Annotated in this window: 11 protein-coding genes; all 11 read left to right on the forward strand. The window is 39.4% G+C overall.

Annotated features, from left to right (window positions below; all coding sequences use genetic code 11):
- Position 1 precedes the first annotated feature (1 nt).
- Positions 2-1,087 (forward strand): LuxE/PaaK family acyltransferase, encoded by a 1,086-nt coding sequence (locus RH45_RS07740; protein ID WP_008075788.1) that lies wholly within the window; start codon positions 2-4, stop codon positions 1,085-1,087.
- Positions 1,068-2,288 (forward strand): acyl-CoA reductase, encoded by a 1,221-nt coding sequence (locus RH45_RS07745; RefSeq protein ID WP_008075789.1) that lies wholly within the window; start codon positions 1,068-1,070, stop codon positions 2,286-2,288. The genes RH45_RS07740 and RH45_RS07745 overlap by 20 nt, the downstream gene beginning before the upstream one ends.
- Positions 2,289-2,304: 16 nt before the next feature.
- Positions 2,305-3,030 (forward strand): hypothetical protein, encoded by a 726-nt coding sequence (locus RH45_RS07750; RefSeq protein ID WP_008075791.1) that lies wholly within the window; start codon positions 2,305-2,307, stop codon positions 3,028-3,030.
- Between the two features lie 54 nt (positions 3,031-3,084).
- The gene (locus RH45_RS07755; RefSeq protein WP_008075807.1) at positions 3,085-3,321 is read left to right on the forward strand and encodes an acyl carrier protein; all 237 of its coding nucleotides are present in this window, start codon (positions 3,085-3,087) and stop codon (positions 3,319-3,321) included.
- A 1-nt stretch (position 3,322) separates the two neighbouring features.
- Complete coding sequence (gene fabZ / locus RH45_RS07760) at positions 3,323-3,796, forward strand: 3-hydroxyacyl-ACP dehydratase FabZ (protein ID WP_008075809.1); 474 nt, start codon at positions 3,323-3,325, stop codon at positions 3,794-3,796.
- Positions 3,797-3,799: 3 nt separating this feature from the next.
- Entirely contained in the window at positions 3,800-5,584 is a 1,785-nt protein-coding gene (locus RH45_RS07765) for a thiamine pyrophosphate-binding protein (RefSeq protein WP_008075810.1), read from the forward strand.
- A gap of 13 nt (positions 5,585-5,597) precedes the next feature.
- Positions 5,598-6,629, forward strand: coding sequence for an N-acetylneuraminate synthase family protein (locus tag RH45_RS07770; RefSeq protein WP_008075811.1), 1,032 nt, complete (start codon positions 5,598-5,600; stop codon positions 6,627-6,629).
- Between the two features lie 6 nt (positions 6,630-6,635).
- Positions 6,636-8,054 carry an AMP-binding protein gene (locus RH45_RS07775; RefSeq protein WP_008075812.1) on the forward strand — a complete coding sequence of 473 codons (1,419 nt, stop codon included), beginning with the start codon at positions 6,636-6,638 and terminating at the stop codon, positions 8,052-8,054.
- Between the two features lie 32 nt (positions 8,055-8,086).
- Entirely contained in the window at positions 8,087-9,220 is a 1,134-nt protein-coding gene (rffA, locus tag RH45_RS07780; protein ID WP_008075813.1) for a dTDP-4-amino-4,6-dideoxygalactose transaminase, read from the forward strand.
- 23 nt (positions 9,221-9,243) lie between these two features.
- The gene (locus RH45_RS07785) at positions 9,244-10,686 is read left to right on the forward strand and encodes an MOP flippase family protein (protein ID WP_241211635.1); all 1,443 of its coding nucleotides are present in this window, start codon (positions 9,244-9,246) and stop codon (positions 10,684-10,686) included.
- A 6-nt stretch (positions 10,687-10,692) separates the two neighbouring features.
- On the forward strand, positions 10,693-12,392 hold a 1,700-nt coding region (locus tag RH45_RS07790), incomplete at its 3' end, for an asparagine synthase-related protein (protein ID WP_008075815.1).

Consider the following 12,392-nt stretch of genomic DNA (forward strand, 5'->3'; position numbering starts at 1 on the left):
GATGTTATCAATAACAGACTTGTTAGAGCTTGATGTATTTTATACATCTGATACGCAAAAAAATGATCTTCAAGCCCGCTTTTTGAGTGAACTTACTAATTATCATTATCAGCATTGCTTAGAGTACAGAAAGGTTTTAGATCACATTAATGGTTTAAAAAAAGATTACATGTCTGCTTCAGAGTTACCATATATTCCAGTTCGCCTCTTTAAGGACTACGAACTAAAGAGTGTACCTCAGGAGAGTGTGTTTAAAACTATGACTTCTTCGGGTACTACTGGTCAAAAAGTATCGAAAATTTTTCTAGATAAGAACACGGCATCTTTGCAAACCAAGTCTCTTGTAGCGACAGTAAACAGCTTTATTGGCAACAAGAGGCTACCGATGCTTATTATAGACTCTCCAAGCGTTGTGCGTGATCGGCGCTCTTTTTCTGCTAGAGGTGCCGGTATATTAGGCTTTTCAATTTTTGGCAGAGATAAAGTATTTGCACTCAATGACGATATGACGATCAACATTGAAGCAATAAAACAGTTTTTGGTGAAGCACAATGGTAAACCATTGTTTATATTTGGTTTTACCTACATCATTTGGTTACATTTTGTTGATGAGCTAAATAAGCTCAATTTACCTATAGATCTATCCAAAGGGATAATGTTTCACGGAGGTGGTTGGAAGAAGCTTATAGAACAATCTGTAACAGATCATACTTTTAAGGCAGTTTTAAAAGAAAAAACTGGTTTAGAGAAAATTTATAATTATTACGGAATGGTCGAGCAGACAGGTTCTATTTTTGTTGAATGTGAACACGGGTATATGCATAGTTCGATATTCAATGATGTGCTTGTTCGGAGTACGGATGATCTCAGTGTGTTACCTCCGGGGGAGAGGGGAGTTCTTCAAGTCATCTCCTTGCTTCCCGGTTCTTACCCTGGGCACTCACTGCTGACAGAAGATGAAGGTGAAATTATTGGCTTAAATGGCTGCCCATGTGGGCGAACGGGAACCTATTTCAAGGTGTATGGACGATTAGCAAATGCAGAGGTGAGGGGCTGTAGTGATACTTATGAAAAAACTAAAAGATAGGCTTAGTTTTCAGACGCCGCCTTTAACGTTTGGCGATGTAGCTAATCAGCCACCCTTGATAGCATTTTCTCCAGTAGTAATAGAATTTCTTGACACTTTATCGAGAGAAATTTTGTCGAGTACGGAAGCAAAGGCTTACCCCGATTTGGCTTCATTTGCTTTTGCATGTAGAAAGAGAAATATCAAAAAGTTAAGTCGTGCTTACGGTGACACTGATGACAAGTTGCTTGTTGGTAAAGGCCTTGTACTTCATTTTACACCGTCTAATGTACCACTTAATTTCGCTTACAGTTTGTTTGCGGCTTTGCTTGCTGGGAATTCAAGTATTATCCGGATGTCTTCTAAAGATTTTCCACAAGCGACTTATCTGACAGAGGTTATCAGTAAGACTTTGCAGATGCCAAACTTCAAGGTTCTGTCAGATATGATTGTAATCATCAAATATGAACATGATGAAGAGATCACTGGTTATTTGACAGAATTATGTGATATTCGCGTAATTTGGGGAAGTAATGCAACAATAAGTTCCTTAAGGTCTCACCCCCTACCTCCACATAGCTATGATATTGCGTTTCATGAGCGCTACTCTGTATCAGTGATTTCCGCTGAAGGCTACTTGTCTACCGATGAAAGTCAAATGAAGCGTAGCGCTTTAGATTTTTATAACGATACGTTATTTTTTGATCAAAATGCTTGCACCTCACCAAGAGTTATATACTGGGTTGGAGAGCAAGATTGCGTGTCTAAAGCAAGAGATAGATTTTGGTCCTTTTTCTCAAAAGTTGCTTATGAAAAGCAATATCGAAACTCAGGTAATTTGGTTGTTGATAAATTTGTATCTCAATGTCATACAGCAATTGATGTGAACGCGAAACAGCTCTCACTTACAGGGGAGCTGATCACGCGAGTTGAACTGCAGGACTTAAATCTGAGTGTTGAACAATATTGTCCAGCTGGCGGTTTCTTCTTGGAATATGGATCTGACTCATTGGTTGAGCTAAACAGGTTGGCGAATGACAAGAAGTTGCAAACTATTAGTTACTTGGGTATTGAAGCAAGCCAAATTGTTTCCGCTTTGAATAGTGGGCAAACTTCTGGAGTCGATAGAATTGTTCCAATCGGAAAAAGTGCTGATTTTGAACTTAATTGGGATGGTTACGACCTAATCCACCAAATGACCAAGCATTTGGTCATTAAATAAGTGGGGATAGTTATACATGAAAGTTATTGATGCTACGTGGGAAAAACGCAATTTGGGCCTATCAACTGCTGAGTTGATGTTTGAGAGCGCCGATACCATTGATACATACGATAAATGGTATCAGAGCGTTATGGACCATGTAGAGTACATAGTCGCAAAAGTGCCTGTCGGAGATATGTCGCTTTGCAATGATTTGCTTGGCAATGGTTTTGAATTGAGAGAGCTCTTGACTGAAGTATCAGTGAACCAACTTCCTACGTTGTCACGAATACAGCAGCGAATGGTTGATCATGTTACTTACCGTGAAATGACCTCAACAGATTATCGATCTTTAGAAAAACATATATGCTCTGGTATGTTTAACACAGATCGAATAGCCCTTGACTCTAGCCTAGGTCTTGAGAAGTCGATACAACGTTATCTTGGTTGGCTAGGAGATGAAAAAGAACGTGGAGCAAAGTTTTACACGATTCTGTACAAAGGTGAACCTGCGGGTTTCTTTGTTCTTAGTGCTATTCAAGGTAATAAAGTAAAGTCGATTTTAGCGGGTATATATCCTAGCCATCAAAGGTATGCACTAGGCTTTTTTATGAACTATATGGCGTATTTGGAGGCCTTCAAACAGGGGGTGAAATCTGTGGTCACTTACTTTTCCTCTAACAACCGCGGGGCTTCGTCAATTCACTATAGCATTGCATGTCAATTGCATACGCAATACTATGTGCTCTCCAAACGTATCTAGAACAAATCTACCTTAGTGTCATTGAGACAAGAGGGTATCGCATGGGATTTTTTTATGTCTAATTTTGATAAGTATTCACAAGCATTTATTGAAACTTTCGGTATCGAAAAAAAGCAACTGGAAGGCCTGAAGTACCAAGATATTAGTGAGTGGGACAGTGTTGGTCACATGAACCTGATGACGGTTTTGGAAGATGAATTTGATATTGAGATGGATATCGATGATATCACGGATTTCTCTAGTTTTGAGGAAGGCCAGCGTATTCTTAAGAAGTATGATGTAGAGCTGTAACATGGAACAAGAGCCACTCACATTTGACACCAACGGAATACTGGCATCGCAGCAAAACCGCTATCCTTTACTCTTTGTTGACAAAATTATCGAAGCAGCTCCGGGCAAATCTGCGGTAGGAATTAAAAACTTTACCTATAACGAGTGGTTCTTTCCTGCTCATTATGAAGATGATCCAAACGTCCCTGGCTTCATTCAAATTGAATGCTTAGTACAAACATTCATCATGACTTTTTTGTCAAAACCTGAGTTCAAAGGTAGTAAAACCAACTTTTTGGATATGGATGAAGTCCGATTTCGTAAGAAGTTGGTACCAGGAGATACGCTACGCATAGAAGCCACGCTTGAGTCTTTTCGTAGAGGTATTGCTAAAGGAAAAGCTATTGGTACAGTAGATGGGGAATTCGCAGTGTCAGCCCGATTTACGGTCTCCGTTCCCTCTGTATTCGAACAATTCATTCCCAAAAGTGAATAAACAATGATGCGTGTTGCTGATTATATCTTTGAAAAACTGTCTTCGATCGGTGTAAAAACACCATTTGTTGTTACTGGCCGAGGCGCCTTATTTCTTAACGATGCGATAGCAAAGCGAACCGACATGGATCCATGCTTTGTTCACCATGAGCAAAGCGCATCATTTGCTGCAATTGCAGTAAGTGAAACCACTGATACCATTGGCTGTGCTGTCGTTTCTACTGGTTGCGCGTCAACAAACACTATCACTGGAGTACTGTCTGGGTGGCAGGATGGTTTACCCGCTATCTTTGTGTCGGGCCAAAATACGTTAGCTGAAACAACCCGCTATACTGGTAAGAAACTGCGTACGTATGGCCAACAAGAGGCTGATATTGTTGAATTGGTTAAGCCAATTACTAAGTATGCGGTAATGATAACCGACCCGCAAACCATTCGATACGAGCTAGAAAAAGCCTTACACTTAGCTAATGAAGGCCGTAAAGGTCCTGTTTGGATTGATGTCCCATTAGATATCCAAAATATGCGTGTTGACCCTGATCAAATGGTTGGTTTTTCTCCAATGCATAAGTCACAACGCGATCTGTCAGTGGAAATCGAGCAAGTTGCTAAGGATATTAGCGCAGCTAGGAGACCCGTGGTTCTTATTGGAAGCGGAATCAAGCATTCTAAGACAGAGGAAGCTCTTGCTGATTTTGTTGAAAAGTATCAGATACCGTTGGTATATACTGCCTCAGGGGCCGATGCATATGGCTCTAAAAATGACCTCTCTATTGGCTCCTTCGGCTCAATGGGGTGCTCAAGAGCTGGAGCTTTTGCAGTACAGAACTCCGATTATTTATTAGTGCTAGGTTCTCGACTGACATCTATGACTACTGGTGTGGATTATTGTAAATTTGCACGTAACTCTAAAGTTGTAGTTGTGGATATTGATCCTGAAGAACACAATAAAGACGGAGTGAAGATTGACCAACTGGTTCATGCAGATCTTAAACGTTTCTGGGAATCAATTGCGTCTTTTGATATCAACACTACTGACAAGGAATGGGTTGATAAGTGTGTTCATTGGAAGCAAATATTTAAATCAACACACAAAATAAGCTCTTCTGACAATAGCGCTGTAGATTTATATGATCTTGCGGACTCTCTATCAGTTTCTATGGCAAGCAATGCTGTCTTCGTATGTGATTCAGGGTTTGCTGATGTCATCTTACCAACTAACATTGACTTTTCGAATAGCCAAACTTGTGTTCACCCTGTATCACAAGGTGCAATGGGCTTTGCGTTACCAGCAGCATTAGGGATTGAAAAGTGCTCTGGTAGACCAACAATAGTGGTTGTTGGTGATGGCTCTATTATGATGAACTTGCAAGAGTTGCAATCAATTTCAGATCAAAAGGCAAATATTAAGATATTTGTCGTTAACAATAATGCGTATGCGATAATTCGTCGTAGGCAGAAAGAGCTTTTCCGCCGTCGGACTATCGGAACAGATGACACTAATGGTGTTAACTGCCCTGACTTTTCAAAAATCGCTGATTGTTTTAACTTTACTTACTGCCGAATTGATAACAGTGACAACTTAACCGATAAAGTTAGTCGAGTCTTAGAGCAGAGTGGTCCGGTCTTATGCGAGGTCATGGGATTGGAAGATCAGCAATATGTCGAAGTAGCGTATGCCAAGACAGCCTCGAAAAAGTATGTTCGTCGCCCATTAGAGGATCAATGGCCGTTTCTTGATCGGGAGACGTTTTTAGAAGAGATGATCATTGAAACAATAGATCAATAAGCTGAGAGTATAAATGACTAGCATAAAGTTGAATAATGGCCGAATTATTGGTGAGGGTCATCTACCGTATTTTGTCGCAGAGCTTAATACAAGTCACTTTGGTGATGTAGATCTTGCGAAAGAAATGATTGATGAAGCGAAGGCAGCTGGCTGTGATTGTGTCAAGTTCCAGTCTTGGACAACGGATACGCTGTATTCGCAAACATACTATGATAAAAACCCGATTGCTAAGCGATTTGTCAAAAAATACAGCCTATCTGAACAAGAGCTTGGAGATCTCGCAGAATACTGCCATAACCAAAGTATGGGTTTCGCATCTACGCCTTACTCATTGAAAGAAGCAGAGTTTTTGGTTAAAGAGTGTAAGCCTCCATTCATTAAAATTGCTTCAATGGAGCTTAATAACAAACATTTTTTAAGGCAGCTCGGTCAGCTTGATACATCCATCGTACTATCTACGGGAATGGGGGATATCAATGAGGTTGAGTTTGCAGTAAGAGAGCTGCAGGATGCAGGGGCTCGTGACTTGTGTGTACTGCACTGTGTTTCAATCTATCCGGCACCTTCAGAAGCGATTAATTTGAATAATATCGTAACGCTCCAGAATAGACTTAAGAATGTAGTTGTTGGGTATTCCGATCATACTATAGGTTCAGAAGTTGCCGTTGCGTCAGTTGCTTTAGGTGCTGGCTTTATTGAGAAGCATTTTACATTAGACAATCAAAGAATTGGTATGGATAACCAGATGGCTACCCCACCACAAGAAATGAAGCTTCTTGTAGAACAATGTAAGTCTGCGTTTAATGCTTTGGGATCTTTTGAGCGGGTTGTATCTCAAGAAGAGTATGCGCAACGAGAGAATATGCGACGTAGTGTCGTTAGTGCTCGTCAGTTGTCTAAAGGTGATGTTTTGACTCTTACTGATATTGTGTTAAAGCGTCCAGGAACAGGTGTTCCTGCTGATAGGTATGAAAGCGTGATTGGTAAAGTTGTCACTCAAGACATTGCTGCTGATCAAGTTATTGATCTAAGTGCGTTAAAGTAACATAACATGAGTCGTTTCATTTTCCCTGAAAGCCAATCTTCTATATTAACAGAAGATGGTTCTAATTATACCTACTCTGAGTTGTTGGCTTTGTCATCTGAAGTTCATCAACGCATGCTTTCCGGTAGTGTCATCATATGCCAGGTTGCCAACGATATAGGCGGGTTGCTCGGTTACTTTGCTTTTGCCTACGGTGAAGGCTTCCACCCGCTTATGTTGGGACAAGACATACATCAATCTCACATTGAAGCAATTATAGAAAAGTACGAGCCTGAATATGCATGGGTTCCTATGTCTTTAATCCCTATGTATGGCGACGACGCAAGCGTTCTTTGTCGATATTTTGACTATTGCTTAATTCAACTTAAGTCACACTTAAGAGTTGCTCTTAAGCCAGTAAATAATCAGCTCTGTGTACTAGCTTCAACATCCGGGTCCACAGGTAGTCCAAAGTTCGTTCGACAATCAGTAAACAATGTACTTTCTAATAGTAAATCAATAACAGAGTACTTATCGCTTTCATCGGATGATACGGCTATAACCTCCCTACCATTACATTACACATATGGTATGTCTTTGATAAATTGTCAAATTGCGGTGGGAGGAAACATCTCATTGACAGACAAGTCATTTGTGCAAAAAGAGTTTTGGTCACAGCTTCGTGAGCACGACGTATCAGTATTGGCAGGTGTCCCATACACATACGAAATGATGGATAGGTTGCGCGTTTTTCGTAAAGACTTACCAAAAATCACTACACTAATGCAGGCTGGAGGAAAGCTTAGTGAGTCTCTTCAAACCAAAGTTGCAGAATATAGCCTTAGGTATGGGAAGAAATTTTTCGTTATGTACGGCCAAACTGAAGCAACTACACGTATGTCATTTCTTCCACCTGATATGTGTTTATCTAAAATCGGTAGTATAGGTCTAGCAATTCCCGGCGGAGCCTTCTCTATTGTGGATGATGATGGAAATGAGTGCGAAGAAAATCAGGTTGGTGAGCTAATCTATCACGGACCAAACGTGACGCTTGGGTATGCAGAGTCTAGAGAGGATCTGGGGAAAGGTGATGATTGGAAGGGCTTTCTATCTACCGGAGATTTAGCGAGCAGAGATGCTGATGGTTACTACTACATACAAGGGCGCTTAAAGCGTATCGTGAAGCATTTTGGACTGCGAGTGAATTTAGACGAAGTTGAAAAAATTCTTAAGAAACGGTTTGAAAAGCATATGCTAGCTTGTACTGAACATGACGAAGTAATAAAGGTGTTTGTTGACGCTCCTATTTCTCATAATGAGGTATTGGATCACCTTACCTCAACGACAAGCCTCAAACGCTCAGGGATTGAAATCATTGAGCTCGCGAGTATCCCTGTAATGTCGAGTGGAAAAGTAGACTACCAAGCCCTAAAGCTAGTTGATTGACTAAGTTTTTGCCCTATATAGAGAGTTACCCTTTGTTAGTATTTAATAACCCTGCCGTAACAGGCGACGAAACAAAGTACATTGTTGACGCTATAGCTAGTGGTCATTTGAGTGGTGATGGCTCATATGGCAAGAAATGTCAGCAATGGTTTGAGAATAAAACTAGTTCTATCAAGACCTTGCTAACGCCATCATGTACAGCGGCTTTGGAAATGGCCGCTATACTCATTGATATACAACCCGGCGATGAAGTGATAATGCCCAGTTATACCTTTGTAAGTACTGCTAATGCCTTTGTACTGAGAGGTGCCAAAATAGTATTTGTCGATATTCGACCAGATACGATGAATATTAACGAGGCGTTAATTGAATGTGCAATCACAGATAAAACTAAAGCTATCGTCCCGGTACATTATGCAGGTGTTGCTTGTGAGATGGACGCTATTATGGCACTAGCTGATAAGTATGGTTTATATGTAATTGAAGATGCCGCTCAGGGAGTTATGTCCACATACAAAGGGCGAGCTTTAGGTAGTATCGGACACCTGGGAGCTTTTAGTTTCCATGAAACCAAAAACTATACTAGTGGTGGCGAGGGTGGACTATTGTTGATTAATACTCCTGAACTTGTCGAGAGAGCGCTGGTAGTTCGCGAAAAGGGTACAAATAGAAGTCTTTTCTTTAGAGGTATGGTGGATAAGTATAGTTGGGTTGATCTTGGTAGTAGTTTTCTACCTTCTGAATTGCAGTCTGCGTATCTTTGGGCTCAGCTGCAGCATGCTGAAGAAATCAATGAAGATCGCCTAACCTCATGGTTTCGCTATTTATCTGGACTTAGTCACTTAGCCGATGCTGGTTATTTGGTTTTACCAAAGCAAACAGAAGATTGTGAGCATAATGCTCATATGTTTCATATTCGAGTTAAAGATTTAGAAGAACGGACTAATTTAATTAATCATCTGCGAGAAGACAAAATACAATCAACGTTTCATTATGTACCTTTGCATACAGCCAAGGCAGCAAAAGACTTTGCATCTTTTTCTGGTGAAGATAAGTTTACTACTATAGAAAGTGACAAGCTTATTAGACTTCCTCTGTGGTATGGATTGAAGCATTCGCAAATTGATCATGTTGTATCTTCTATTGAACGCTTTTATTCCGTGTAATTGCGTACTGTGAGTCATTTAAGGTGAACCTCAAAACTAAAGCTGCAAGTGGTGTTAAGTGGACATCACTTTCAATGTTTGTATCTACATTATTACAATTTTCGCAAATCGCAATACTCGCCCGATTCCTTACCCCCGAGCAATTTGGTTTAATGGCATTAATCACTATAGTGATTGGCTTCTCTCAGGCTTTTGTGGATATGGGGATGAGTAATGCAATTATTCATAAGCAAACTACCTCTACTCTTCACTTGTCTAGTTTGTTTTGGGCAACAGTTGGTATGGGGATATTGACGACTGCTATCGTTTATAATCTTGCGCCTAAAATTGCGAATTTCTACTCTGAACCAGAGTTAGTGCCACTGATACAACTAGTATCGATGGCATTTGTTGTAAGTTCATTAGGAAGTCAGCATAAGGTATTGTTTCAGAAAGACTTGCAGTTTAAATGTATAGCATTTGTAGAGCTCACCTCTGTTCTTTGCTCTTTTTCTGTTGCGATCTTACTTGCATGGTATGGAGCAGGTGTTTATTCGTTGGTTCTCGCGAATATAGCGATGACAACAATATCAAGTTTACTTTTCTTTACTGTAGGTGTAAGGAATATCTACTTACCTAAACTGCACTTAAAGTGGTCGGAGGTTGCCGAATACTTTGAGTTTGGTTTGTACCAAATGGGTGAGAGAATAGTTAACTATTTTAGTGCAAATATTGATAAGATATTGATAGGGAAGTTCCTAGGAACTAATCCAGTAGGATTATATAATGTTTCCTGGCAATTGATTATATTTCCTTTGAGTAAACTTAACCCTGTAGTTAATAAAGTTGCATTGCCGATTTATGGTAAAGTTCAAAAAGATATTGAGGTAATAGATGAATACTATAGTTTAGCGATGAATGTTATTGGTATTATCGTTATTCCTTTCTCAGTATATTTTCTTTTTTTTGCTAATTCAGTTGTTGAAGTTGTTTTTGGTAAATCTTGGGTTCATGCTGCTCCTTTGGTATCAATTTTGGGCGTAGTCGGCTTGTTAAAGGCTTTAGGAAACCCAGGAGGCGCATTACTACTCGCTAATGGACATGCTAAAATTGGCTTTTGGTGGAATGTAGTTTGGGCCGCATCACTACTAGTTAGTATTTTCTTGTCCTTATCTATTCGTCCTGAGGTAAGTACTGTAGCATATACTTTACTTATCCTTTCGATACTTTTTTGCGCCGCTTGGCATTTTCTAGTGTACCGAACCATAGCAGTGAACTACGGGCCGATTGTTAAAACTATATCTGTTTTATTTGCTTTATCCATGTCTGCGTGCTTATTTTCAAAGTTAGTATTATGCATTTTTGACGTAAATGAACCGTTATTTACTGTCTTATTGTCTACGTTGTTGTGCGCTTTAGTTTATTGCACTTCAGTCTATTTTTTGGGTTTTTTGCCGAAATATAGCATCAAAAGTAAAGAGGTATAAGTCTTTATGTTTGGTATTGCATCCAAAAATCTCAGAATTTCAGATTTTCAGTCCATGATAAATAGCTTTGAAGATATTTATCCTAAACAAGAACTTGACTCTCTTAGTGCTTCTTGTTTTGCTATTGGTACACCTTTGCGTTTTAGAAGAAAAACTAACAAATCTTCCGTTGGTTGTACATCAGTTTGGGTTGATGGAGAAGCTTATAATCTTTCTGAGTTAAATGACATCTTCCCATTTATTAATACTGAATCCTTTGCTCTTTCTTTAGCTCGGGCATATCAGCTTAATGTTCTAGAGGATTTTCTTGCACAGGTGGATGGTTACTTCTATGCGATACTTATTGATGAAGAAGCCGGACTAGTTAAACTGATATCTGATCGCTACGGTATGCGAATGTTATATTGGTACACTGATGGTGCTAAATTAATTTTCTCGCCTAATGTACTTGATATATTATCTGTTGACGATGTTGAATTAGAACTTGATAGGGAAAGTATCGAATGCTTTAAAGAACTTGGTTATGTTCTTGAAGACAACACTTTTCTTGATAACATAAAGTTAATTAAACCAGCTTCGATTGTGACATTTGGTATAGAAGACAGTGAATTTAGTTTTGTTCGATACTGGAAATGGAGTCAAATAGAAAAGAATCCGATTGAATTTGAGGATGCTGTTAATACACTTGGAGAGCTATTTCTAGCTGCAGTTGAGCGCCGATACAGGGTAGAAGAAAAAATAGGTGTGGCAGTAAGTGGAGGGTTGGATTCACGTGCGATAGTTGCAGCAATATCAAAACTACACCCAGATAGAGAAGGCTTTGGGTATACTTTTGGTGTGCAAGGGTGCGAAGATATAAAAATAGCGGATCAGGTGCTAAAACGAGCTGGCTGGCATCATGAAACTTACTATTTTACTCAAAACAACTGGTTGGAAAGTAGGTTGCCCTACATTGATGTAACCAGTGGTTTACTTGATATGAAACATATGCATGGCTGTGAGTTTCTACCGGATTTATCTAAACATATAAATATCAACTTAAATGGATACGCTGGAGATGCAATCTTAGGCGGAGGCTTCCTCAATAAAGTTCCATGGGATACAAGAGCTTCGAGTGAAAATATAAAGAGATTTTTTGGAAAGTTTACCCACATGATTGATGTAGAGGATGACTATTATGATATAGAATGTGTTGAACCAGTGATCTACATGAATAGAGTTCGTCGCTTTACTGCTATGGGAAGTGTATGCGGTCTCCACTACGTAGAGCAGCGAAAGCCATTCTTTGATAATCGAATTGTTGAATTTGTATTTTCATTACCTGACTCATATCGAGCAAATAACCGAATATACTCAGAAATGCTAAAAAGGTTTTTTCCTACTTACTTTTTGGATATACCGTGGCAAAAAACAGGGGAAGTGGTCGGGGAAATAAAAGTGAAGCCACTTTATATTAAAGTATATTATCGGTTATTAAGAATGATTATAGGCGATGGTTTTTTGCATAAAGAAAATCGCGAATTTACAGATTACCCTAACTGGTTGAGAAGTGATAGCTCTATTGCATTCTTTTCGAAGATTTTTACTTGTGAAGCTGAAATAGAAAAAAGAAACATCAAGTCTGATTGCTTTGGAAGTTTGTTTTTGCCACATGTGAAAAATTTAAAAATAGATAACTCTAACGAAGTACTAAGAATGGCAACATT

The organism is Vibrio sinaloensis DSM 21326, assembly GCF_000189275.1.
Taxonomy (GTDB): Bacteria; Pseudomonadota; Gammaproteobacteria; order Enterobacterales; family Vibrionaceae; genus Vibrio; species Vibrio sinaloensis.

Bases quoted from the DNA above. Each gene is read 5' to 3' on its own strand.
- RH45_RS07765 (WP_008075810.1), top strand. From the start codon at position 3,800: ATGATGCGTGTTGCTGATTATATCTTTGAAAAACTGTCTTCGATCGGT.
- RH45_RS07770 (WP_008075811.1), top strand. From the start codon at position 5,598: ATGACTAGCATAAAGTTGAATAATGGCCGAATTATTGGTGAGGGTCAT.
- RH45_RS07775 (WP_008075812.1), top strand. From the start codon at position 6,636: ATGAGTCGTTTCATTTTCCCTGAAAGCCAATCTTCTATATTAACAGAA.
- RH45_RS07750 (WP_008075791.1), top strand. From the start codon at position 2,305: ATGAAAGTTATTGATGCTACGTGGGAAAAACGCAATTTGGGCCTATCA.
- RH45_RS07755 (WP_008075807.1), top strand. From the start codon at position 3,085: ATGTCTAATTTTGATAAGTATTCACAAGCATTTATTGAAACTTTCGGT.
- RH45_RS07740 (WP_008075788.1), top strand. From the start codon at position 2: ATGTTATCAATAACAGACTTGTTAGAGCTTGATGTATTTTATACATCT.
- RH45_RS07745 (WP_008075789.1), top strand. From the start codon at position 1,068: ATGAAAAAACTAAAAGATAGGCTTAGTTTTCAGACGCCGCCTTTAACG.
- fabZ (WP_008075809.1), top strand. From the start codon at position 3,323: ATGGAACAAGAGCCACTCACATTTGACACCAACGGAATACTGGCATCG.